Source organism: Streptomyces cupreus, assembly GCF_014257025.1.
Lineage (GTDB): Bacteria > Actinomycetota > Actinomycetes > Streptomycetales > Streptomycetaceae > Streptomyces > Streptomyces cupreus.
This window is the reverse complement of the sequence record NZ_JACMSF010000018.1, coordinates 122,025-144,992: the sequence shown is the minus strand read 5'-3', so window position 1 is coordinate 144,992 and position 22,968 is coordinate 122,025. Positions and strand designations below refer to the sequence as shown.

At 69.3% G+C, this 22,968-nt stretch carries 23 protein-coding genes and 1 tRNA gene; 13 read left to right on the top strand and 11 right to left on the bottom strand.

Going from position 1 to position 22,968, the window contains the following annotated elements; translation table 11 throughout:
• From H4N64_RS18940 to H4N64_RS18930, 3 genes are all read left to right on the top strand, one after another.
• Nucleotides 1-295, top strand: a 295-nt coding sequence (locus H4N64_RS18940; RefSeq protein ID WP_336246732.1) for a replication initiator, incomplete at its 5' end; no start/stop codon positions are given.
• Nucleotides 292-507, top strand: a complete 216-nt coding sequence (locus H4N64_RS18935) for an excisionase family DNA-binding protein (protein WP_186283529.1) — start codon at nucleotides 292-294, stop codon at nucleotides 505-507. The genes H4N64_RS18940 and H4N64_RS18935, both read left to right, overlap by 4 nt.
• Nucleotides 507-1,700 carry a tyrosine-type recombinase/integrase gene (locus tag H4N64_RS18930; protein ID WP_186283528.1) on the top strand — a complete coding sequence of 398 codons (1,194 nt, stop codon included), beginning with the start codon at nucleotides 507-509 and terminating at the stop codon, nucleotides 1,698-1,700. Before H4N64_RS18935 ends, H4N64_RS18930 begins: the two co-directional genes overlap by 1 nt.
• Before the next feature lie 49 nt (nucleotides 1,701-1,749).
• On the opposite strand, the gene H4N64_RS18925 is transcribed toward H4N64_RS18930, so the two are convergent.
• A tRNA-Gly gene (locus tag H4N64_RS18925) sits at nucleotides 1,750-1,823 on the bottom strand.
• A gap of 548 nt (nucleotides 1,824-2,371) precedes the next feature.
• Between H4N64_RS18925 and dcd the strand changes: the two genes are divergently transcribed.
• On the top strand, nucleotides 2,372-2,947 hold the full coding sequence (dcd, locus tag H4N64_RS18920) for a dCTP deaminase (RefSeq protein WP_186283527.1): 576 nt from the start codon (nucleotides 2,372-2,374) through the stop codon (nucleotides 2,945-2,947).
• Between the two features lie 2 nt (nucleotides 2,948-2,949).
• Nucleotides 2,950-3,462 carry a phosphoribosyltransferase gene (locus tag H4N64_RS18915; RefSeq protein ID WP_186283526.1) on the top strand — a complete coding sequence of 171 codons (513 nt, stop codon included), beginning with the start codon at nucleotides 2,950-2,952 and terminating at the stop codon, nucleotides 3,460-3,462.
• Nucleotides 3,463-3,465: 3 nt separating this feature from the next.
• On the opposite strand, the gene H4N64_RS18910 is transcribed toward H4N64_RS18915, so the two are convergent.
• From H4N64_RS18910 to H4N64_RS18885, 7 genes are all read right to left on the bottom strand, one after another.
• Complete coding sequence (locus H4N64_RS18910; protein WP_186283541.1) at nucleotides 3,466-3,792, bottom strand: GYD domain-containing protein; 327 nt, start codon at nucleotides 3,790-3,792, stop codon at nucleotides 3,466-3,468.
• Between the two features lie 194 nt (nucleotides 3,793-3,986).
• Nucleotides 3,987-4,958, bottom strand: a complete 972-nt coding sequence (locus H4N64_RS18905; protein ID WP_186283525.1) for a Yip1 family protein — start codon at nucleotides 4,956-4,958, stop codon at nucleotides 3,987-3,989.
• A gap of 89 nt (nucleotides 4,959-5,047) precedes the next feature.
• Nucleotides 5,048-5,197 (bottom strand): hypothetical protein, encoded by a 150-nt coding sequence (locus tag H4N64_RS46375; RefSeq protein WP_336246731.1) that lies wholly within the window; start codon nucleotides 5,195-5,197, stop codon nucleotides 5,048-5,050.
• Nucleotides 5,179-6,381, bottom strand: coding sequence for an FG-GAP and VCBS repeat-containing protein (locus tag H4N64_RS18900; RefSeq protein ID WP_336246730.1), 1,203 nt, complete (start codon nucleotides 6,379-6,381; stop codon nucleotides 5,179-5,181). The genes H4N64_RS46375 and H4N64_RS18900 overlap by 19 nt, the downstream gene beginning before the upstream one ends.
• A 29-nt stretch (nucleotides 6,382-6,410) precedes the next feature.
• Nucleotides 6,411-7,835, bottom strand: a complete 1,425-nt coding sequence (locus H4N64_RS18895) for an FG-GAP-like repeat-containing protein (protein WP_186283524.1) — start codon at nucleotides 7,833-7,835, stop codon at nucleotides 6,411-6,413.
• Between the two features lie 61 nt (nucleotides 7,836-7,896).
• A complete protein-coding gene (locus tag H4N64_RS18890; protein ID WP_186283523.1) occupies nucleotides 7,897-9,369 on the bottom strand; it encodes an FG-GAP repeat domain-containing protein in 1,473 nt (490 codons plus the stop codon).
• Between the two features lie 189 nt (nucleotides 9,370-9,558).
• A complete protein-coding gene (locus H4N64_RS18885) occupies nucleotides 9,559-10,854 on the bottom strand; it encodes an FG-GAP repeat domain-containing protein (RefSeq protein ID WP_336246729.1) in 1,296 nt (431 codons plus the stop codon).
• 189 nt (nucleotides 10,855-11,043) lie between these two features.
• Between H4N64_RS18885 and H4N64_RS45145 the strand changes: the two genes are divergently transcribed.
• Both H4N64_RS45145 and H4N64_RS45140 read left to right on the top strand, forming a co-directional pair.
• Complete coding sequence (locus tag H4N64_RS45145; RefSeq protein WP_260859791.1) at nucleotides 11,044-11,382, top strand: SCO4225 family membrane protein; 339 nt, start codon at nucleotides 11,044-11,046, stop codon at nucleotides 11,380-11,382.
• 23 nt (nucleotides 11,383-11,405) lie between these two features.
• Nucleotides 11,406-11,756 (top strand): SCO4225 family membrane protein, encoded by a 351-nt coding sequence (locus tag H4N64_RS45140; RefSeq protein ID WP_260859790.1) that lies wholly within the window; start codon nucleotides 11,406-11,408, stop codon nucleotides 11,754-11,756.
• Nucleotides 11,757-11,776: 20 nt separating this feature from the next.
• Here H4N64_RS45140 and H4N64_RS18875 read toward each other — a convergent pair whose 3' ends face one another.
• Nucleotides 11,777-12,061: a zinc ribbon domain-containing protein gene (locus H4N64_RS18875; protein WP_186283522.1), complete on the bottom strand. Its 285-nt coding sequence runs from the start codon at nucleotides 12,059-12,061 to the stop codon at nucleotides 11,777-11,779.
• Between the two features lie 100 nt (nucleotides 12,062-12,161).
• Nucleotides 12,162-14,444, bottom strand: a complete 2,283-nt coding sequence (locus H4N64_RS18870) for a (Fe-S)-binding protein (RefSeq protein ID WP_186283521.1) — start codon at nucleotides 14,442-14,444, stop codon at nucleotides 12,162-12,164.
• A gap of 206 nt (nucleotides 14,445-14,650) precedes the next feature.
• On the opposite strand from H4N64_RS18870, the gene H4N64_RS18865 reads away from it, so the two are divergent.
• The 5 genes from H4N64_RS18865 to H4N64_RS18845 all read left to right on the top strand — a co-directional run bounded on the left by H4N64_RS18865 (nucleotide 14,651) and on the right by H4N64_RS18845 (nucleotide 19,920).
• Complete coding sequence (locus H4N64_RS18865; RefSeq protein ID WP_186283520.1) at nucleotides 14,651-15,670, top strand: MraY family glycosyltransferase; 1,020 nt, start codon at nucleotides 14,651-14,653, stop codon at nucleotides 15,668-15,670.
• A 94-nt stretch (nucleotides 15,671-15,764) separates the two neighbouring features.
• Nucleotides 15,765-17,609, top strand: coding sequence for a molecular chaperone DnaK (dnaK, locus tag H4N64_RS18860; RefSeq protein ID WP_186283519.1), 1,845 nt, complete (start codon nucleotides 15,765-15,767; stop codon nucleotides 17,607-17,609).
• Nucleotides 17,606-18,259: a nucleotide exchange factor GrpE gene (grpE, locus tag H4N64_RS18855; protein ID WP_186283518.1), complete on the top strand. Its 654-nt coding sequence runs from the start codon at nucleotides 17,606-17,608 to the stop codon at nucleotides 18,257-18,259. Before dnaK ends, grpE begins: the two co-directional genes overlap by 4 nt.
• Nucleotides 18,260-18,283: 24 nt before the next feature.
• Nucleotides 18,284-19,465 carry a molecular chaperone DnaJ gene (dnaJ, locus tag H4N64_RS18850; RefSeq protein ID WP_186283517.1) on the top strand — a complete coding sequence of 394 codons (1,182 nt, stop codon included), beginning with the start codon at nucleotides 18,284-18,286 and terminating at the stop codon, nucleotides 19,463-19,465.
• Nucleotides 19,466-19,470: 5 nt separating this feature from the next.
• Nucleotides 19,471-19,920 carry a heat shock protein transcriptional repressor HspR gene (locus H4N64_RS18845; RefSeq protein ID WP_186283516.1) on the top strand — a complete coding sequence of 150 codons (450 nt, stop codon included), beginning with the start codon at nucleotides 19,471-19,473 and terminating at the stop codon, nucleotides 19,918-19,920.
• Between the two features lie 86 nt (nucleotides 19,921-20,006).
• Here H4N64_RS18845 and H4N64_RS18840 read toward each other — a convergent pair whose 3' ends face one another.
• A complete protein-coding gene (locus tag H4N64_RS18840) occupies nucleotides 20,007-21,416 on the bottom strand; it encodes a PA14 domain-containing protein (RefSeq protein WP_186283515.1) in 1,410 nt (469 codons plus the stop codon).
• A 262-nt stretch (nucleotides 21,417-21,678) separates the two neighbouring features.
• Here H4N64_RS18840 and H4N64_RS18835 point away from each other — a divergent pair, with 262 nt between their 5' ends.
• Entirely contained in the window at nucleotides 21,679-22,785 is a 1,107-nt protein-coding gene (locus H4N64_RS18835) for a substrate-binding domain-containing protein (RefSeq protein ID WP_186283514.1), read from the top strand.
• Nucleotides 22,786-22,968: the final 183 nt, after the last annotated feature.

Genomic DNA, 22,968 nt, shown 5'->3' with positions numbered 1-22,968 from the left:
CGGTGCGCGCAAAGAGCTGGAACACCTCCGCCTGCGCGCCTGGGCTCACATGCTCGGCTTCCGCGGCCACTTCTCCACCAAGTCCCGCCGCTACTCCACCACCCTCGGCGCCCTGCGCACCGCCCGCGCCGACTGGCGCCGCGCCCAGATGGCTCCGCCTGCCACGCATGACGGCGAAACCACGCTCGTCCTCGCCCACTGGGTGTTCGCCGGTACGGGCCTCAGCGCTGCCGAGACCTGGCTTGCCGCAACCCTCGAACCCGCCCCCGGAACGGAAGGGGAACCGACCGCATGACGACCGACCGCTACCTGTCCGTCGACCAGGTCGCCGAGCTGCTCGGCACGACCACCCGCTTCCCCCGGCGACTGATCGAGGAACGGCGCATCCGATACGTGAAGGTCGGCAGGCATGTGCGCATCCCCGAAAGCGCGGTCGCCGAGTTCATCCAGGCCCGCACGGTCGAGCCGCTGAGGCGCCCCCGTACACGCTTCGGGAGGGCTGCCTGATGGCCAACAGCAAGGGCAGGCGTCGTCGCTTCGGCGCGATCAGACGGCTTCCGTCCGGCCGCTATCAGGCGCGCTATCCAGGGCCTGACAGTGTCATGCGCCCAGCGCCGGAAACCTTCGCCACGACAGCGGACGCTGACGACTGGCTCGCCGAGAAGCAGACCGAGATCCGACGCGGAGACTGGCGAGACCCGGATGCGGGGTCGGTCAACTTCAAGGTCTACGCGGAGAAGTGGGTGGAAGAGCGGGAGCTCTCAGTCCTGAGCGAGGACCTGTACCACTACCTCCTGGACGACCACATCCTTCCCACCTTCGGCGAATCGGACCTCGACGAGATCACCGCGCCCCTCGTCCGCGAGTGGCGCGCTGAACGCCTCCGTACGACCAAGGCGAAGACCACGACCGCCAAGGCGTACCGCCTCCTGAAAAGCGTCATGGAGACGGCCGTGGACGACGACCTGATCAAGCGCAACCCGTGCCGGATCAAGGGAGCCGGAAAGGAGAAGGCGGCCGAACGTCGCATCGCCACCGTCGCCCAGGTCGATGCCCTCGCCGATCAGCTCGGCCCGCGCTGGCGTCTCATGGTCTACCTCGGCGCCTACGGCCCACTCCGCCCCGAGGAGCTGGCCGGCCTCCGCCGCCGGGATGTCGACGTCGAGGCCCTGAAGATCACGGTTCGCATCGCTGAGCCAGAGCGGACGAACGGCCGCCGCACCCCTGGCGACACCAAGTCCGAAGCCGGTACTCGGACCGTCTACCTTCCCGAGTTCCTGCGTCCGGAGCTCCGCATTCATATGGAGCTGTTCGCGGGCAGGGGCCCCGACGGGCTGGTCTTCCTTGGAGAGAAGGGCGCCCCCTTCCGACGCAGCTCCTTCGGCCGGAAGTGGCGCAAGGCCCGTACCGTCGTCGGCGTCCCCGAGGGCTTCCGCTTCTACGACCTTCGTCACACCGGACACACGCTCTCGACCCGCTCGGGAGCCACCCTCAAGGACACGATGGTCCGCGCCGGCCAGTCCTCCGAGAAAGCGGCGCTGATCTATCAGCACTCCGACGACGACCGACAGCAGGAAGTTGCAGCCGGTCTCGATGCGACCGTACGCAAGGCACGCCAGGAAGCTGCGGCCGTGCCAGAACAAGACGCTGATGATCCAGGCGATCAACGTTCTGGCACGAATCTGGCACGCGGCGAGTGATCACCGCACACAGCAAAAAGGCCCGGGTCGATGACCTGGGCCTTATCCATGGAGCGGGTGACGAGAATCGAACTCGCGCTCTCAGCTTGGGAAGCTGATGTTCTACCATTAAACTACACCCGCGTAAGACGCCGATCGGAATCGGTGTCGAATGCTCGCTCACTGTACCCCATCGCAGACCCCCGGTGCTCGGACCGCGGGGTCTGACCGTGTTTCAGGGGTGGGATACGGCTGCGGGAGGCCGGAGTTGGGGCGTACGGTGGAGGCGTGGGAGAGGGTCTGGGGGGGGGGCCGGAGTGCCGCCTGGAGGGCCGTCCCTTTAATCCCGTAATGTGGCCTTTCTTCGCCCGGCGGGCAGCAGCCGGGTGCGGCTCTTGGGGAAGGGACTCAAAGGACTTGATGGAGCGCACCGTCGTCCGTTGTGCCGATGGGCACGTGTTCAGCACCGCTTCGTTCCCGATGCAGCAGGCCGAGCGGCTCGGTCCCGGACGGCTGGTCCGATGTCCGCGCTGTGCCCGGCTTCGCAGCGTCGTGCCGGTGGCGTTGGAGAAGCGGTAGCAAGCCGTAGCCAGCGGTGGCTGGCGGTAGCAGGCCGTAGCAACAGAGCGTGAGCGCAGGCGCGCGGTGCCGTCCGATTCGGTCGGTCCGCGCGCCTTGCGTATCCTCGGGACGTGCTTCTCTCAGACAAGGACATCCGGGCCGAGATCGACGCCGGACGGGTACGGATCGATCCCTACGACGAATCCATGGTGCAGCCGTCCAGCATCGACGTACGGCTCGACCGGTATTTCCGGGTGTTCGAGAATCACCGGTACCCCCATATCGACCCCTCCGTCGAGCAGGCCGACCTCACCCGGCTCGTGGAGCCCGAGGGCGATGAGCCGTTCATCCTCCATCCCGGGGAGTTCGTGCTCGCATCGACGTACGAGGTCATCTCCCTGCCCGATGACCTTGCCTCCCGGCTCGAGGGCAAGTCCTCCCTCGGACGGCTCGGGCTGGTCACCCACTCCACCGCCGGGTTCATCGACCCCGGATTCTCCGGGCACGTCACCCTGGAGCTCAGCAACCTCGCCACGCTCCCCATCAAGCTCTGGCCCGGCATGAAGATCGGGCAGCTGTGCATGTTCCGGCTCAGCTCGCCCGCCGCGTTCCCCTACGGCAGCGAGCGGTACGGCTCCCGGTACCAGGGGCAGCGCGGACCGACCGCCTCCCGGTCCTACCTCAACTTCCATCGGACCCAGGTGTGAGCATGAGCGACGTACGGGAGAACCTGACCTACGAGGGGTTCGGCGTCGCCATCCGCGAGCTCGCCCAGACCATCGCCGACGACGGGTACGAGCCCGACATCGTGCTCTCCATAGCCCGTGGTGGTGTCTTCGTCGCAGGCGGGCTCGCCTACGCCCTCGACTGCAAGAACATCCATCTCGTCAACGTCGAGTTCTACACCGGGGTGGGGACGACCCTGGAAATGCCCGTCATGCTCGCTCCCGTCCCCAACGTCATCGACTTCTCCGACAAGAAGGTCCTGATCACCGACGACGTCGCCGACACCGGCAAGACGCTCAAGCTGGTGCACGACTTCTGCCTCGACCACGTCGCCGAGGTACGCACCGCCGTCATCTACGAGAAGTCCCACTCCCTCGTGAAGTGCGAGTACGTGTGGAAGCGGACGGATGACTGGATCAACTTCCCGTGGAGTGTGTTGCCTCCGGTAAGCAGGTCGGGCGAGGCGCCGAGGGAGAACAAGGAAGCCCTTTCCTGACCGCTACGCGCCGGGAGCCCGGTACTGGACCTCCCCGGCTCTGCGCAGGGCATCCATGGTTTCGTCGACGGTCAGGAGAACGGTCGTCTCGAACGAGCTGAGCGCGCCGCCTCCGCTGATCGCCAGGGCGACCGCGGCCATGGAGACGTTGTCGGGGGCCTCCCACAGGTTGTAGCCGTCGCGGGTGCCGAACGCGTACCAGAAGCCGTGGAGCTTGCCGCCGACGGACTCGATGTACGACTCAGCGGCCTTTGCGCGGTCCTCGGGGTGGCTGATGAGTCTCGCCCAGGTCTCCGGCGTGTAGCTGAACCTCGATAGATACAGCGGCATCATGTCTCCCTTTCGTCCCATCAAGGGATGCCCCCGCGGGGTGGGTAACGCCACGAGGCCGCCCGCGTATCCCCCGGATGGCCGCGGATGGCCGGGGATGATGACCGGCATGGGCACTGCGGGAGCAAGAAACAGGGGCTCCCGGCGTGTGTCGCCCGGAGCCCCCTTTTTGTACCCCTGGTACCCCTGTACCCCTAGAACGTGCCCAGCTTCACGATCGACAGCAGGGCCACCAGCTGGATCGCCGACGCGCCCAGTGCCTTTGGCCAGGGCAGGTCGTGGGAGCGGCTGACCATCATGGTCAGGAGGGTGCCGGCCGCTACCCATGTGGCCCAGCCGAGGAGCTGGACGAAGGTCGCGTCGCCGCCGAGGAACATGGCCACGACCAGGCGGGGGGTGTCCGTCACGGACATGATCAGCATCGAGAGGCCGACCGTCGGCTGCCAGGCGCCGTCGCCGCCGAGCTGGCGGGCCAGGGTGTGGGTGACCACGCCCAGGATGAAGGAGGAGAGGACCATGGCGACCGCTGTGCTCAGGACGATCGGGACCGCGTTCGACAGGGTCGCGCTGATCGCGTCCTCTCGGGCGCCGTCGAAGCCGAAGACCGCGAGCAGACCGTAGAGGAACGTCACGATCAGGGCGGGGCCCCACATCGCGTAGTCCCGCATCTGGAGGAAGGTCCTGGCGGGGGACAGGACGATGCCCCTCAGGAGGTCCTTCCAGTGCAGGCGGGGGCCGATGGGAGCCGCCGGGGCCGCGCCCGCGTGGTAGGTCTGGCCCTGGTTGTAGGGGTCCTCGTGGACGGAGAACGCCTGGGTGTGGCCAGGGTTGTTCGCCGCGTACGGGTCCGGGGCCGGCGGGTGGTGTGCGCCGTCGCCGAAGTACTCCGGCTCGCCCTGACCGCCGTAGCCGCCCCCCTGGCCGCCGTAGCCATTGCCCTGACCGCCGTAGCCGCCGTTGTACGGCTGCTGCGGCGGCGGGGGATAGCCCTGCGACGGCCCCTGCTGCCCGTACGGAGGTTGTTGCGGTCGCGCTTGCGGGGTCCGGTTGTCCCGGCCGCCGCGTCCGATCCTGAATCCAGCCACGTCTTCGAACGTACCTGGTCCCGGAGAGTGACGTGCCGGGCCCGGGTGTCCGGGCCCGGCTTTGCTGCCGAGCTGTGACATCCCCTAAGGGGGGATTGGGGGTTGATTCCGGGACACGGGGCTCAACCCAGCATCTGCCGGCCCGGTCGGCCGCTCTTCGGAGAGGGGGCTCAGTCCGCGAAGGAGCCGCCGAACTCCGGCAGGATGAAGGCGCCCGTGGCCGTCGGGGTTCCGGTGGCGCCGCGCAGGACCAGCGACGTACCGGCCGCGCCGATGCCCAGGTCGGCCTTGCCGTCCTTGGTCAGGTCGCGCAGTCGCACGGTGTAGCCGAAGGAGACGTGGGAGTCCGCGGGCCCGGAGACGGTCTGCGGGATCCAGGCGGAGCGCAGGCCCGACAGGCCGCCGGAGCCGCCGTGGAACAGGTGCACCCGCCCTGGTCCTCCTTGCCGCTGACGTCCTCGTGCGGGACGCCGACCGCGAGGTCCGCGTATCCGTCGCCGTTGACGTCGCCCGCCGAGACGGCGTACCCGAAGTTGTCGTCCTGCTCCGGGCTGCCGGAGACACCGGAGCTGGCCTGGTTGTACGTCGTCGAGCCGCTCGGGCCCGAGGAGGTGCCGCGCCAGACGAGGACCGAGCCCTTGCCGTCGGTGGAGTCGGGCCTGCCGAAGGCGATGTCGCCGTAGCCGTCCTTGTCGAAGTCGCCGATCGCGGCGTTCGTGGCGGTGACCGTCTTGGAGGCGCCCGACGTCAGGCCGCCGGAGGCGCCCTTGAGGAACCAGGCGCGCTGAACCGGCTGGTTGTTCACGAACTGCTCGCCGAGGATGACGAGGTCGGTCTTGCCGTCGCCGTTGACCTTGCCGACGGCGAGGCCGTACGAGTACCAGCCCGCGCCCTCCTTGTCGATCTCGCTGACGGTGCCGGTGGAACCGGACTTGGTGAAGCCGCCGCGGTACAGCCAGGTCTCGCCGCCGCCGACCACCGCGAGGTCGGGGGAGCCGTCGCCGGTGAAGTCGCCGGTGGCGAGGTCACTGCCGAACTGGCTCTGCGCGCCCGTCCTCGGGGCCACGTCGGTGCCGCCGGACAGGCCGGAGGCTGACCCCCAGACGATGGTCACCGAGCCGCGGTACCGCTGGCTGCCCACGTGCTCGGTGGGGTTGCCGACGACCAGGTCCGCGTATCCGTCCTTGTTGAGGTCGGCGCTGGCGAGGGAGGCGCCGAACTGGTCGTCCTCCTCGTCCGTTCCGGGAATGCCGGCGGTGTCCTGGTGGATGGCCTGCGGGTGCGCGGTGTCGAGGCCGCTCGCGGTGCCGTAGACGACGGTGACGGTGCCGCCGGCCTGGCCGACGCCGTTGTAGCCGCCGTACGCCAGGTCGCGGTGGCCGTCGCCGTTGAAGTCGTCGTAGTGCTTGGCGACCGCCGCCGAGGCGGGGGTGGTGAGGAACAGCGGGGTGACGCCGGTCGCGAGGAGTGCGGCGGCGAGTGCGGCGGCGGTGCGTCGGGTCATCACGGAGGTCTCCTGACGGTGTCGGTACGTCACTTGGCGAGGTCCCAGCCGAAGTTCGCGCCGCCCTTGAGGCCCGCGCCGGCGGCGGTGAGGGACTTGGCGCCCGTGGTGGTCAGGCCGGAGGCGGTGCCGCGCAGGTAGGTGATCGAGCCATGGCCGTTCTCGTAGCCCGCGCCGGTCACCAGGTCGGCCTTGCCGGTCTTGTCGAGGTCGAGCAGCCGGACGGACATGCCGAAGGCGTCGCCGCTCTCGGCGCCGCCGGGCACGCCCGCGGTGTTCTGGGTGTACGACTTGGCGCCGGTCGTCCTCAGGCCCGTGGCCGAGCCGAACAGGACGGTCACCGAGCCGGCGTCGCGCGCCGAGCCGATGTCCTCGCCCCAGGCGCCGACGACCACGTCGGCGTACGTGTCGCCGTTGATGTCACCGACGTCGACCGCGGAGCCGAACAGGTCGGCCTCCTCGTCGGTGCCGGGCACGCCCGGGGTGTCCTGGTGGATGACCGTCGGCGTCTGCTGCGGGTCGGGGCCGTTCGGGCCGCCGTACCAGACGGTGATACGGCCGCCCTTGAGGCTGCCGGGGCCCGCGTAGTCGCCGAGGACGAGGTCGCCGTAGCCGTCGCCGTTGATGTCGCCGGTCGCGCCGAGGTCGCCGTCGGCGTTCGGCAGGCCGACCATGGCGTAGTCGGACTCGGGGTGCTCGTCCCAGCCGCCGGGGTCGTGGCGGAAGTAGCGGATGTCGCCGCCCGGGTCGTTGTCGTGCCCGAAGGGGTACACACGCTCGGCCGCCCCGTCACCGGTGAGGTCGCCCGCGATGACCTCGTACGTCGTGCCCAGCTCGTAGACGCCGGTGTGGCCGACCGGGGTGCCGGTGCGGGTGAAGGGGCCGCGGTAGAGGTGGGTGTGGGTCTGGCCGGTGGCGGTGACGTCCGTGTCGCCGTCGCCGTCGAAGTCGCCGGTGGCGACGCCCCGGGAGTAGCCGCCCCACTCGGCGAGCTCCTCCGCCGAGGGCTGCGGCAGCGCCGAGCCGCCGGTCAGGCCGGAGGAGCCGCCCCAGATGACGGTGGCGCTGCCGACGCCCTTGCGGTCGCCGATGCTCTCGAACTCCGCGCCGACGACGAGGTCGGCGTAGCCGTCGGCGTTCAGGTCACCGGCGGCCAGGCTCGCGCCGAAGCGGTCGTCGGACTCGGCGGTGCCGGGGACGCCGGTGGAGTTCTGGGTGATCACGGTCTTCTTGGTGGACGGCACCCCCGAGGCCGAGCCGTACAGCACGACCACGGCACCGGCGCTGTCCGCGGAGCCGACGGTGGCGCCCATCGCGCCGATGGCGATGTCCCGGTAGCCGTCGCCGTTGAAGTCGCTCGCGAGCCCGGAGGGCGCGGCGAGGGCGGGGGTGGCGGGCAGGGCGGTGAGCACGCCGGCGGTGAGGGCGGCGGCGATCACGAGAGTGCGCTTCAAGACGTGGCTCCAGTAGGGGGCCCGCACGGTGGGTGCGGGCCCGAGGCGGTTCTACGGTGGATCAGTCGGCGAAGTTCGCGCCGAAGTAGGGCGTGCCGGTCGTCGAGACGCCCGCGTTGCTCGGCGAGATGGTGCGGGAGCCGGTTGTGGTGATCTTCGTGCCGTTGGACGGCAGGTAGGTCACCGCGCCGTTGCCGGCGTTCTCGCCGGAGCCGACGAGAAGGTCGGCCTTGCCGTCGCCGGTGACGTCGTCGACCTTGAGGTCCATGCCGAAGAAGTCGTCGTCCTCGTCGTCGCCGGGGACGCCCGCGGTGCTCTGGGCGAAGGACTGGGCGCCGGAAGCGGTGTTCAGGCCGCTCGCGGTGCCGTAGAGGACGGTGACGGAGCCGGTGTTAGCGGCCTCGCCGATGTTCTCGCCCGCGACGCCGATGCCGAGGTCGAGGAAGCCGTCGCCGTTGATGTCGCCGAGGTCGAGCTCGTAGCCGAAGAAGTCGTTGCCCTCGGAGGTGCCGGGCACGTTGCCGGTGTCCTGGGTGATGCCGGTGGCCGTGCCGGGGCCGTTCGCCGTGCCGTACGTCACCCAGACCTTGCCGCCCTTGGCGGAGTCCGGGATGGTCGTGCCGTCGCCGGTGGTGGCGTTCCAGTGGGCGCCGCTGACGATGTCGCCGAAGCCGTCGGCGTTGATGTCCCCGATCGCGGTGATCACGCCGGGCTTGGTCTCCTGGATACCGGCCGTGGACAGGCCGCCGGAGGAGCCGGGGATGTAGTAGTTGCGGTTCCAGCCGTACTCGGTCTGGGACTCGTAGCCGTCGACGATCAGGTCGGTGCGGCCGTCGCCGCTGACGTCGCCGGCGGTCAGGTTCATCGGGCCGCCCGCGTCGGTGCCCATGATCGGGGGCTTGATCGTGTAGCGGCCGCCCGCGGTGCCGGTGGCGGAGAAGCCGCCCTTGAAGACGTGGAAGGTGGCGGTGTTGGCGCCGACGGCGAGGTCGGCCTTGCCGTCGCCGTCGAAGTCGCCGGCCGCGAGGTTCTTGCCCCAGTAGTCGTGCGAGGAGGGGGCGGGGTCCGCGACGGTGACGCCCTTGCCGGTGATACCGGAGGCCGAGCCCCACAGGATCGCCAGGCTGCCGCCGTCGGTGTCGCCGCTGACGTCCTCGCCCGGGGCGCCGACGGCGATGTCGTCGTAGCCGTCGCCGTTGAAGTCGGCGTAGGCGGTGTCGACGCCGAAACGGTCGCCGGTCTCGGCGGTGCCCGGGGTGCCGGTGGTGTTCTGGCTGATGGTGACGCGGTTGGTCGAGGACACGCCGGAGGCGGAGCCGTGGAGGACGACGAGCTGACCGGCCTCCTTCTTGCCGCTGACGTAGGCGCCGTCCGCGGAGAAGGCGACGTCACCGCGGCCGTCGCCGTTGAAGTCGGCCTTGGCGACGGCGGTGGAGTCCGCGGCCGTCGCGGTGGCGGCCGTGAACGTGAGCAGCCCGCCCGTCAGCGCGGCCGCGGTGGCCGTCGCGAGGGCGAGTCGCAGCGTCTGGTGCATGCGGGTTCTCCTGCTGCATGCGGGGATGCCTGGCGGGGCATCCGCAGTCAATGGGGTGCCGTCGGTCGCGTTCGCCGGGAGTTGTTCCGGGATTCACGTCTCGGTCGGCGATCAGGAGACCCGCACTGGTGCCCGAGGGTTGTACGTGAGTTGGGTAAATTCTTGAACCGCCTGTGACCCGGCCGTGGGTCAGTGGCTCAGGAACCCGGCGGTGGAGAACGTGACGGCCGGTTCCCTCGCGACCAGCCCTTCCTCCGCCCCCGGATACACGGCGACGGTGTCGCGCGTTTCGCTCCGATACGTCCGTACCGTCAGGTCGGCCAGCCCGTCGCCGTCGAGGTCGGCGACGGACAGGACACGGGTGGTCCCGGTGGCGGGCGGCTCGACGGTCACCATGCCCTTCGTCGACAGTCCTGCCGTACGGCCGGGGAAGAACCGCAGGCGCGCGCCGCTGGAGACGAGTTCGCTCAGCCCGTCCCCGTCGAAGTCGGCGGCGTCCAGCATCGAACCGGGGGAGGCGAGGGTCGCGCGGCCGGCGGTGGGGAGGTCGTAGCGCAGGGACGTTTCGCCCATGGCTCCGACGGCGGCGTCCAGTGCCTTGCCCTTGCCGAAGTCGCCGAGGGCGATGTCGATCCCGGCGGGCAGGGCGACGCCGGTGCGGGTGGGGCCCGCGGGTCCGCCGAGGACGACTGCGGAGGGGCCGGTGCCTTCGGCGGTACGGATCAGGAGGTCGTCGTAGCCGTCGAGGTTCACGTCGGCTGCCGGGCCGGTGGGGTTGTTGCCGGGGGAGGCGATCGGGGCGGCGGCGGCCTCGGGGGCGCCCTTGCGGCTGAACGGGCCGCGCAGAAAGCTCAGTTGGCCGCCGGAGGCGTGCAGGACCAGGTCCTCGGCGCCGTCGCCGTCGAAGTCGCCGCACACCGGCTGGTCGGGCCAGTCGTTGCCGACGCGGGCGCGGGCGGGGATGACGAGCTTGACGCCCTTGCCGGTCAGGCCCTTGGGCGAGCCGAAGAGGAGCTGGAGCGGGACCGGCGGCTGCCCCTGGCCGTCGTAGGGCGGATCGGTGGACACGACGAGGTCGGTGAAGCCGTCACCGTCCAGATCGCAGCCAGCCTCCGCCTCGAACAGCGCCGGGAGTTGACCGTCGGTCGCTGCGGCGTGCTCCTTGGGGCTGAGGAGTTGGCGGGCGCCGGGGACGAGGCCGCGGGGGCCGCCGTAGACGATGCCGATGCCCGGGTCGTCGGCGTGGGGCTGCGCCTTGGCGAGGTCGTCGAGGACGAGGTCGCGGTGGCCGTCGCCGTTGAAGTCGTCCGGGGTCCTGCTGCCGTCGCCGCGGGGGACCGGCAGCAGGGCCGGATGCTGGGCGACCCGAACCGACGGGGAGGGCGCGGGGGCCGCGGCCTCCGTGTGGGGCCCGCAGGCGGTGAGGAGGAGCAGGGCGGAGCAGCCGAGGGCCGCCAGACAGGTCCCACCGCTTCGCACACGCACCGCACACCTCGTCAGCATCATTGGCAACGACCTCGACATGATGCATGTGTTCGAGGGTGGAGGACAGTGGCGGGCTTACGGGTAGGTCTCCCGCCGCCTGCGCGTTGAGTACGCGTACTCATGTCCGGCTGCGCCCGTCGGTCCACTGTGGACCTCACCGACCCACGGACCGACTTCAGGGGATCCGCGATGAAACCGAAGGACTCTCGACTGCGCAGGCTGCTGGCGCTGGCCACGGACAACTGGCCGGCGCGGGGCTGCCTGGCGGTGTGCGCGGCCTCGATCGGGACCGCGTTCGTCGCCCCGGACAGCCTCTTCGCCATGGCCCATGTGCCGCTCACGGCGCCCCTGTCCACCATGGCGATCACCCTCCCCTTCGGCCCCGGCACCGAGGGCGGCGGAGCGGCGCAGGTGCTCGCCGTCGGCTTCTCAGCCGTATGGCTGCTGCTGTGCGCGCTGGTGAACGCGGCCGCGCTCGGCGCTCTCACCCACCACGTCCGCGACAGCCGCGCAGCGCGGCACGCGTGAACTCACCGAGGAAAGGAACAGACATGGAGCGTTCTTCCCGCCCCCGCCGACGCAGCCTGCGGACCCTGCTGGCACCCGCGACGGACAACTGGCTCTCGCGCGGGTACCTCGCGGTGGTCGCGGCGTCGATCGGCTTCTTCCTGTACGCCGCCTATCTCTCCCCGGACGTGGGCTTCGCCGGTATCTGGCCGCTGATGACCACGGCACCCTTCAGCGTCCTCGCCCTGCTGCTGACGACGCCCGTCGCGGGGGTGGAGTGGCTGAGCCCGATCGTCTTCAGCGCGGGCGCGGCGGCGGCCGGACTGGTCAACGCCACGCTGCTCGGACTGGTGGTACGCAGGGTGCGCACCCCCGAGCCGCGCCCGGCGGCCTGAGTATCACTGGTACGGCAGCATTACTGGTACGGCTGCTGCTGCGGCTGCCCGTACGGCTGCGCGGCACCCCCGGCGCCCTGCACCTGAAGCTGCTCCGCCTGTTCCTTCGTCACCTTCTGCTCGGCACCGCAGAAGGTGCACTGCGTCGAGAACTTCGTCGAGAACGGGAACAACGGCACGAAGAACAGCGTGAACTTGGTGACCCGCTTACGCAGGGTGTGCGCGGCGGGGTTGCCGCACTGGGCGCAGACCAGGGTGAGTATCGCCAGCTGGTAGAGGTAGCCCTTGGTGCCAAAGATGATCATCCCGCTGCCTTCCCGATCGGTTTCCTGCCCCCAGTGTGGGCCATGACGACGGACGCCCCCCACCCGATTCGGGCAGGGGGCGTCTCGCGTACCAGAACCGCTACTTCACCGGCTCCGGTTCCGGCTCGCTCTCCGTCTGCGCCGTGTCCTCCGGGTCCACCGGGGTCCTCACCGACTCCAGCAGCAGCTGGGCGACGTCGACGACCTGGATGGACTCCTTGGCCTTGCCTTCGTTCTTCTTGCCGTTGACCGAGTCGGTCAGCATGACGAGGCAGAACGGGCAGGCCGTGGAGACGATGTCCGGGTTCACGCTCAGCGCCTCGTCAACACGCTCGTTGTTGATGCGCTTGCCGATCCGCTCCTCCATCCACATCCGCGCACCACCGGCGCCACAGCAGAAGCCGCGCTCCTTGTGGCGGTGCATCTCCTCGTTACGGAGGCCCGGGACATTGGCGATGATCTCGCGCGGGGGCGTGTAGATCTTGTTGTGGCGGCCCAGGTAGCAGGGGTCGTGGTAGGTGATGATGCCCTCGACCGGGGTCACCGGGATCAGCTTGCCCTCGTCCACCAGGTGCTGGAGCAGCTGGGTGTGGTGGATGACCTCGTAGTCGCCGCCGAGCTGCGGGTACTCGTTGCCGAGAGTGTTGAGGCAGTGCGGGCAGGTGGCGACGATCTTCTTGGAGGACTTCGGCTTCTTCGTCTCCGGGTCGACCTCTCCCTCCTCGTTGAGGGACTCACCGAACGCCATGTTCAGCGCGGCCACGTTCTCCATGCCGAGCTCCTGGAACAACGGCTCGTTGCCCAGGCGCCGTGCCGAGTCACCGGTGCACTTCTCGTCGCCGCCCATGATCGCGAACTTGACGCCCGCCATGTGCAGCAGCTCCGCGAAGGCCTTGGTGGTCTTCTTGGCGCGGTCCTCCAGGGCGCCGGCGCAGCCGACCCAGTACAGGTACTCGACCTCGGACAGGTCCTCTATGTCCTTGCCGACGACCGGCACCTCGAAGTCGACTTCCTTCGTCCACTCCAGGCGCTGCTTCTTGGCCAGGCCCCAGGGGTTGCCCTTCTTCTCCAGGTTCTTGAGCATCGTGCCCGCCTCGGACGGGAACGCGGACTCGATCATCACCTGGTAGCGGCGCATGTCGACGATGTGGTCGATGTGCTCGATGTCCACCGGGCACTGCTCCACGCAGGCACCGCAGGTGGTGCAGGACCACAGGACGTCCGGGTCGATGACGCCGTTCTCCTCGGCGGTGCCGATGAGGGGCCGCTCGGCCTCGGCCAGAGCCGCCGCCGGCACGCCCGCCAGCTGCTCCTCGGACGCCTTCTCCTCGCCCTCCATCGTCTTGCCGCCGCCCGCGAGCAGGTACGGCGCCTTGGCGTGCGCGTGGTCGCGCAGCGACATGATGAGGAGCTTCGGGGAGAGCGGCTTGCCCGTGTTCCAGGCCGGGCACTGCGACTGGCAGCGGCCGCACTCGGTGCAGGTGGAGAAGTCGAGGAGGCCCTTCCAGGAGAACTGCTCGACCTGGGAGACACCGAAGACGTCGTCCTCGCCGGGGTCGGTGAAGTCGATCGGCTTGCCACCGGAGGTCATCGGGAGCAGCGCGCCCAGCGAGGTGTCGCCGTTGGCGTTGCGCTTGAACCAGATGTTCGGGAAGCCGAGGAAGCGGTGCCAGGCGACACCCATGTCGGTCTTCAGGGAGACCGTGATCATCCAGATGAAGGAGGCCGCGATCTTCAGGCCGGCGAAGAAGTAGGTGAGGTTCTGGAGGGTGGAGAGGTCCAGGCCCTCCAGCGCCGACACCACCGGGTACGAGATGAAGAAGGACGCCTCGTAGCTGTCCACGTGGTGCTGGGCGCCCTCCAGCGCGTGCAGCATGAAGATGCAGACGCCGACGACGAGGATGACCGCCTCGACGAAGTACGCCTGGCCCGTGTTGGAGCCCGCGAAGCGGGACTTGCGGCCCGCGCCGCCCGGCCGCGACAGCTGCCGGATGGCGATCAGCACCAGGATGCCGACGACCGTCATGGTGCCGATGAACTCGACGAAGACGTTGTACGGCGCCCATTCACCGATGACCGGCAGCAGCCAGTCGGCCTGGAAGAGCTGGCCGATGGCGTTCACGATGGTCAGCAGCAGCGTGTAGAAGCCGATCGCCACGAACCAGTGCGCGATGCCGACGATGCCCCAGCGGTTCATCCGGGTGTGGCCGAGGAACTCCTTGGCCACGGTGATGGTCCGCAGGACGGGGTCGTTGGTCCTGGCGCCGGCCGGCAGCGGCTGGCCGAGCATCATGAAGCGGACGATCTGCAGGATGGCACGGCCGAACAGGGCGACGCCGACTGCCATGAGGACCATCGACACGATGATCGCGGCGAGTTGCATTTCGGGGCTCCTCGGGCCTGCGAGGTTCTTCGGGGAGGACACTTAGCGGTATTACTAAGCGGTAACTTATGCAGTCCGTCTGAGACTACCCCCATCCTGCATCGCACTGTAGTCACCGCCTCGGTGATCTGTGTCGCTGAGGGTTGCCTTAAGAACAGATCGTGTTATTCACGTCAAATTAGTACATACAGCACTAATTTAGATCCGTGCTCTACGGGATCGCCGCCGCCACCACCGCCCTGCTCCTCTCCGCCGTCCTCACCGCCCTGGTCCGGGCGCCCGCCCTGCGCCTCGGGCTGCTCGACCGGCGGTGCCGACGGGCCCTGCCGCTGGGCGGCGGAGTGGCCGTCGTGCTCGTCACCTGTCTGGTCGCGGCGGCCGGGGAGTGGACCGGCGTCGCCCCCCTCGGCTCGGGCATCCCCCGGCTGCTCGTCGCGGCCGCGGCGGTCGCCGCGCTCGGCCTGGTCGCCGACGCACGGCGGGTCAAGGCACGGTTCCTGCTCGGCGGTACGGCCGTGGCGGCGGCCAGCGCGGTGCCGTACGAGGAGACCGGGGTGTTGGGCGGCCTGGTCGCCGTCGGCTGGATCGTGGGCGTGACGCTCGCCTTCCGGGCGCTCGACCACGCCGACGCGCTCGCCGGGACCGTCGGGGTCGTCACCGCCTTCGGGGTCGGCGCCTGTGCGGCGGCGGAGGTGATGGACGGGCTCGCGGTGCTGCTGAGCGTGCTGGCCGCCGCGCTGACCGGGTTCCTCATGCACAACTGGCATCCCGCGCGCGTGGGACTCGGCGCTTGTGGCTCCCTGTTCGCCGGATTCGTGCTCGCCTCGGCGGCCGTGCTGACCCGGGCCGGGTACGAAGGGGGCGCCAGCGCGGGGGTGTTGTTCGCGCTCACCGCGGTCGCGAGCGCCGACGTCGTCCTGGTCGTCCTGGCGCGGCGGCTCGGCGGGCGGCCGTTGCTGCGTCGTGGGCCGGATCATCTCGCCCATCGGCTGCGGCGGCTCGGGCTCACTCCGCAGGGCGCGACCGTCGTCCTCGGCATGGGCGCCTTCGGCGGGGTGCTCGTCGGGGTGCTCGTACACCTGGGGTGGGTCGCCGAATCGGGGGCGCTGTGGGTGGGCACCGGTGTCCTGATGGGCGTACTCCTGCTGTTGAGAGTGAAGCGGCCGGCGCCTCCCCCCACCGCATCCGTGCAGGTCAGGACGCAGTTGCGTGTAAGGAACGGATAAGAGTTGAGCCTCAGGGACTCAGGTCTGTTGACCGGGAGGGGCGGCTCATGCACACTTGAGTCCGTTCCACTCAAGTCAGCTGGAGGAATCAACCATGGCACGTGCGGTCGGCATCGACCTGGGCACGACTAACTCCGTCGTCAGCGTTCTGGAGGGCGGCGAGCCCACCGTCATCACCAACGCCGAGGGTGCCAGGACCACGCCGTCCGTCGTCGCCTTCGCGAAGAACGGCGAGGTGCTCGTCGGCGAGGTGGCCAAGCGCCAGGCGGTCACCAACGTGGACCGGACCATCCGTTCCGTGAAGCGCCACATGGGCACCGACTGGAAGATCGAGCTCGACGGGAAGCCCTTCAACCCGCAGCAGATCTCCGCCTTCATCCTGCAGAAGCTGAAGCGGGACGCCGAGTCCTACCTGGGCGAGAAGGTGACCGACGCGGTCATCACTGTCCCCGCGTACTTCAACGACTCCGAGCGCCAGGCCACGAAGGAGGCCGGTGAGATCGCCGGTCTGAACGTCCTTCGTATCGTCAACGAGCCGACCGCGGCCGCGCTCGCCTACGGCCTCGACAAGGACGACCAGACGATCCTCGTCTTCGACCTCGGTGGCGGCACCTTCGACGTGTCCCTGCTGGAGATCGGCGACGGCGTCGTCGAGGTGAAGGCCACCAACGGCGACAACCACCTCGGTGGTGACGACTGGGACCAGCGCGTCGTCGACTACCTGGTGCAGCAGTTCAAGTCCGGTCACGGCGTGGACCTCGCCAAGGACAAGATGGCCCTCCAGCGCCTGCGCGAGGCCGCCGAGAAGGCCAAGATCGAGCTGTCCTCCTCCACCGAGACCTCGATCAACCTCCCCTACATCACCGCCTCCGCCGAGGGCCCCCTGCACCTCGACGAGAAGCTCACCCGCGCCCAGTTCCAGCAGCTGACCGCGGACCTGCTGGAGCGCTGCAAGACGCCGTTCCACAACGTCATCAAGGACGCCGGCATCTCCATCAACGAGATCGACCACGTCGTCCTCGTCGGTGGCTCCACCCGTATGCCCGCCGTCGCCGAGCTCGTCAGGGAGCTGACCGGCGGCAAGGAGGCCAACAAGGGTGTGAACCCGGACGAGGTCGTCGCCATCGGCGCCTCGCTCCAGGCCGGTGTCCTCAAGGGTGAGGTCAAGGACGTCCTGCTCCTCGACGTGACCCCGCTGTCCCTCGGTATCGAGACCAAGGGCGGCATCATGACCAAGCTGATCGAGCGGAACACGACGATCCCGACGAAGCGTTCGGAGATCTTCACCACCGCCGAGGACAACCAGCCCTCCGTGCAGATCCAGGTCTACCAGGGCGAGCGCGAGATCGCGGCGTACAACAAGAAGCTCGGGATGTTCGAGCTGACCGGCCTTCCGCCGGCCCCGCGCGGCGTCCCGCAGATCGAGGTCTCCTTCGACATCGACGCCAACGGCATCATGCATGTCACGGCCAAGGACCTCGGCACCGGCAAGGAGCAGAAGATGACCGTCACCGGCGGCTCCTCGCTGCCGAAGGACGAGGTCGACCGCATGCGCCAGGAGGCCGAGCAGTACGCGGAGGAGGACCACAAGCGCCGCGAGGCCGCCGAGACCCGCAACCAGGGCGAGCAGCTCGTCTACCAGACCGAGAAGTTCCTCAAGGACAACGAGGACAAGGTCCCCGGCGAGATCAAGACCGAGGTCGAGGCCTCCGTCGAGGAGCTGAAGGCCGCGCTCAAGGGCGAGGACACCGCCGAGATCCGCACCGCCACCGAGAAGGTCGCCGCGGTCTCGCAGAAGCTCGGTCAGGCGATGTACGCCGACGCCCAGGGCGCCCAGGCCGCGGGCGGCGCGTCCGCCGGCGACGAGGCCCCGAAGGCCGACGACGATGTCGTCGACGCCGAGATCGTCGACGACGAGCGCAAGGACGGTGCCGCGTGACCGAGGAGACCCCGGGCTTCGAGGAGAAGCCCGACGTCCCCTCCGGCGCGACCCCCGACGACGCCGAGCCGCAGGCCGCAACCCCGCCGAACGGCGGGGGGGCGGCCCCGGCCGGGGACGCAGCACAGATCGCCGGTCTGACGGCCCAGCTGGACCAGGTGCGCAAGGCGCTCGAAGAGCGCACCGCGGACCTCCAGCGGCTCCAGGCCGAGTTCCAGAACTACCGCCGCCGTGTGGAGCGGGACCGGATCACGGTCCGGGAGATCGCCATCGCGAATCTCCTGACCGAGCTCCTGCCCGTGCTCGACGACATCGGCCGCGCCCGGGAGCACGGCGAGCTCGTCGGCGGATTCAAGTCCGTCGCGGAGTCGCTGGAGACCGTCGCGGCGAAGATGGGCCTGCAGCAGTTCGGCAAGGAGGGCGAGCCCTTCGACCCGACGATCCACGAGGCCCTGATGCACAGCTACGCGCCGGACGTCACCGAGACGACCTGCGTCGCGATCCTCCAGCCGGGGTATCGCATCGGCGAGCGCACCATCCGCCCCGCACGGGTGGCCGTCGCCGAGCCCCAGCCGGGCGCGCAGACGGTCAAGGCCGAGGACGCCCCCGAGGCCGGCGAGGAGAAGGACAACGGCCCTGAAGAGGGCTGATCACAGGAAGGAGGGACGTCGAGGATGAGCACCAAGGACTTCATCGAGAAGGACTACTACAAGGTCCTCGGCGTCCCCAAGGACGCCACCGAGGCCGAGATCAAGAAGGCGTACCGCAAACTCGCCCGCGAGTTCCACCCGGACGCCAACAAGGGCAACGCCAAGGCCGAGGAGCGCTTCAAGGAGATCTCCGAGGCGAACGACATACTCGGCGACCCCAAGAAGCGCAAGGAGTACGACGAGGCCCGCGCCCTCTTCGGCAACGGCGGCTTCCGCCCGGGGCCGGGCGCGGGCGGCGGCAACTTCAACTTCGACCTCGGCGACCTCTTCGGAGGCGGCGCCCAGGGCGGCGGTCAGGGCGCCGGCGGCTTCGGCGGCGGGCTCGGTGACGTCTTCGGGGGACTGTTCAACCGGGGCGGCTCGGGTACCACCCGGGTCCAGCCCAGGCGCGGCCAGGACATCGACACCGAGGTCACGCTCACCTTCACCGAGGCCATCGAGGGCGCGACCGTGCCGCTCAGGATGTCCTCGCAATCCCCGTGCAAGGCCTGTTCGGGCACCGGCGACAAGAACGGCAACCCGCGGGTGTGCCCGACCTGTGTCGGCACCGGACAAGTGGCCCGGGGCTCCGGCGGCGGATTCTCGCTGACCGACCCCTGCCCGGACTGCAAGGGCCGCGGTCTGATCGCGGAGAACCCCTGCGAGATCTGCAAGGGCAGCGGCCGCGCCAAGTCGTCGCGGACCATGCAGGTGCGCATCCCGGCCGGGGTGAGCGACAACCAGCGCATCCGGCTGCGCGGCAAGGGCGCGCCCGGAGAGCGGGGCGGCCCGTCCGGTGACCTGTACGTCACGGTGCATGTGGACGCGCACCCGGTGTTCGGCCGCAAGGGCGACAACCTGACGGTGACGGTCCCGGTGACGTTCGCGGAGGCGGCCCTCGGCGGCGAGGTCAGGGTGCCCACCCTGGGCGGACCGCCGGTCACCCTGAAGCTGCCGCCCGGCACCCCCAACGGCCGCACCATGCGCGCCCGGGGCAAGGGCGCGGTCCGCAAGGACGGCACCCGCGGGGATCTCCTGGTCACCGTCGAGGTGAGTGTCCCGAAGGACGTCACGGGGAAGGCTCGTGACGCGCTTGAGGCGTATCGCGAGGCGACCGCGGGTGAGGATCCGCGGGCGGAGCTGTTCCAGGCCGCGAAGGGAGCTTGATCCAGATGGACGGCCGTCGACGCAATCCGTATGAACTGACCGAGGAGACCCCGGTCTACGTCATCTCGGTGGCGGCCCAGCTCTCCGGCCTGCACCCGCAGACGCTGCGCCAGTACGACCGACTGGGCCTGGTGTCTCCGGACCGCACGGCCGGACGGGGCCGCCGCTACTCGGCCCGCGACATCGAACTGCTGCGCACCGTCCAGCAGTTGTCGCAGGACGAGGGCATCAACCTGGCCGGCATCAAGCGGATCATCGAACTGGAGAACCAGGTCGCCGCCCTGCAGAACCGGGTCGCGGAACTCCAGTCGGCCCTCGACGGGGCCGCTGCCGCGATGCAGCAGCGAGAGGCGGCGGTGCATGCCTCGTACCGCCGCGACCTGGTGCCGTATCAGGAAGTGCAGCAGACCAGCGCACTGGTGGTGTGGCGGCCGAAGCGGCAGCAGAACGACTGACGTCGGGTCAAGGCGTGACAGGGGCCGTGGGTTCGAACCCACGGCCCTTTGCCGTTCCAGGTGGGCCCGGTTTTCTCAGGCCCTTCTCATGTCGTCAGATCGAGTTCGGTCGCGATGACGATCTGCGCCTCACCGGTCCACTGAAAGGAGGAGTTCCCGTCGTCGTCGACGGCGTCGACGATGAAGCAGGACTCCTCGCCGTCCGGGACGGTCTGGTACTCGTACGAGGTGGTCTCGGGGCCCACGTAGTAGCCCGGGTAGAGGGAGCACATCCGCTCCTCCTCGTCACCGAGCAGCTCACCCCTGCGCACCACGTAACTCGCCAGGTCGGGGGTCGGGTTGGCGTCCCAGGTCACGAAGAAGCCGTACTCGGTCGGCGTGACCGTCACCCCGGTCACCGCGGACGGCGGGGTGAGGTCCGTGCGCTTGCCGCTGACGGCGGCGGACCGCGCGGACTCGTTGCCGGCGGCGTCGAGGGAGGTCACCCGGTAGTAGTAGGTGGCGCCCTCGACGGCCGAGGTGTCCACGTACGAGTCCTCGGAGCCGCTCCCGACCTGTGTGTACGTCCCGTCCGCGCTCGCGGCCCGGTACACCCGGTACGAGGCCGCCCCCTCGACGGCCCCCCAGCCGATCCACAGCCCGTCCTGCTCGGAGGCGGTGCTCAGCGAGCCGGGCACGGCCGGTGCCGTCCGGTCCGCGGTGGTGACGGCCGACGCGGCCGTCCCCGAGGACTCGTTGCCGGCCTTGTCGTAGGCGCGGACGGAGTACTCGTAGACCGCGCCGGTGAGCGGCAGGGTGGTGTCGGTGTACGACGTCGAAGTCGTCGTCGCCAGCGGGGTGGCGGGGTACGAGCCGCCCTTGGGCCGCCGGTAGACGCGGTAGCCGGCGAGGTCCATCTCCTTGTTCTTGGCCCAGGTCAGCTCGGCCTTGCCGGTGGCGGTGTCGTACGACACCGAAGTCCCGGTCGGGACCAGGGGCTTGACCGTGTCGACGCTTGCCGAAGTGCGAGGCGTGTAGCTGAACTTGACCTTCGCGCCGCCGGTCCAGTTGACGTAGTCGACGCGCAGCGTGTGCTGGCCCTTGGGGATGGTGACGTTGACCGTCTTGGAGACGGTCGTCGAGCCGTTCGTCCACAGGTTGATCTTGCGGGCGTCGGTCGTGCCGGGGTCCAGATAGACCCGGATGCCGTCCAGACCGGAGGCGCTGAGCGTGAAGGGGCCGCCGGACCCGAAGTCCCGCGTCACGGTCCAGCGGACGCCGAAGTTGTTCGTCGGCAGACCCGAAGCGGGGGCGCCCGTGCCCCAGTTCTGGTCGATCGTGCTGTCGCAGTCCGTCTTCTTCGGGGTGCCGGAGAAGGTGGTGTTCGCGTAGAACGTCCGCTTGAAGACGGGGGAGGTGCAGGTGACCGCCGCGGAGGCGGGGGTCGCTACGGCGGCGAGGAGGCCGGCCGCGGTGGCGAGCACGACAGCGGTGGCCGTGCTTCTGGCTGGGTTCATTCGGTCCTCTGAGATATGGGAACAGCCAGGGGAAAGCTGTCGTGATCACGACTCGCGAGGAGTGGAGTTGGTTGTACGGAGGGGGCGTAACGGGTGTTTGGAGGGGATTCCGCCGTACCTTCACAAGCCAAGCGGAGCGTGGTGTTGCGCAGTCGTTAAGTGATTCCGCTTGACGGGGGATGGCGCCGCCGCGTTGGCTTTTCAGTCATCTGGGTCGCAATGCTGCGCCCGCGTCCGGAAGGCACCAGAAGTGAGCTCCCCAATGCGTCGTACCGCCATATGTCTGGCCGCGTCCTCGATGGCCCTCTCGCTCTCCGCTTGCGGGGGCCTGGGAGTGACGGGGGACAGTGCCGACGCGAGTCCGACCAAGGGCAACGACATCACGTTGGGCCTGCTGCTGCCGGAGAAGGCCAACACCCGTTACGACAAGTTCGACCACCCCATCATCCGGGCCAAGGTCGCCGAGCTCACCGACAACAAGGGCGAGGTCGTCTACGCCAACGCGGACGCGGACGCCGGTGCGCAGAGCGAGCAGATGCAGAAGATGATCGACGACAAGGTCGATGTCATCCTGCTGGACGCGGTGGACTCCAAGGCCATCGCGACCGATGTGCAGAAGGCCAAGGACGCCGGTATCCCGGTCATCGCCTACGACCGCCTGGCCGAGGGCCCGATCGACGCGTACATCTCCTTCGACAACGAGCTCGTCGGCGAGGTGCAGGGCCGCTCCCTGATGGCCGCGCTCGGCGGTGACGTCGACACCGCGACGAAGGTCGTCATGATGAACGGCTCGCCCACCGACCCGAACGCCAAGCAGTTCAAGGCGGGCGCGCTCTCCGAGCTCAACGGCCAGGTGACGATCGCCAAGACCTACGACACCAAGGACTGGAAGCCGGAGAACGCCGAGGCCAACATGGCCGAGGCGATCGAGGAGATCGGCGTCAACAACATCGCCGCCGTCTACTCCGCCAACGACGGCATGGCCGGCGGTGTCATCAGGGCGCTGGAGGCCGCGGGCGTCACCGAACTGCCGCCGGTCACCGGCCAGGACGCCGAACTCGACGCCGTGCAGCGGATCGTCACCGGTGAGCAGTACATGAGCGTGTACAAGTCCTACCCGGAGGAGGCCGAGTCCGCCGCGGAGATGGCCGTGGCCCTGATCCAGGGCAAGGACATCAAGTTCGACTCCCTCACCGCGGACCGCGTCGACAGCCCCACCACCCAGGACATCCCCGCCCAGCTCGTCCCCGTGGTCGCGCTGACGACGGAGAACATCAACGACACCGTCATCAACGACGGCATCTACAAGCTCTCCGAGATCTGCACCGCCAAGTACAAGGCGGCGTGCGAGGAGATCGGGCTCAAGTAGCCCCGTGAAGACATAGGTCATGGCCCGGTCCCGCGCGGACCGGGCCATTCCCCATGTCTGGAAACCGAGTTCGCGCACGCATGTCGCATAACCGGACACACCGGGGCCGGCCGGGCCGCGCCGGCCGCTGAGGCGTGTTGCGGACCACGTTCCGTCCGCGCATAGTTTGCGCTGCGGAAGACG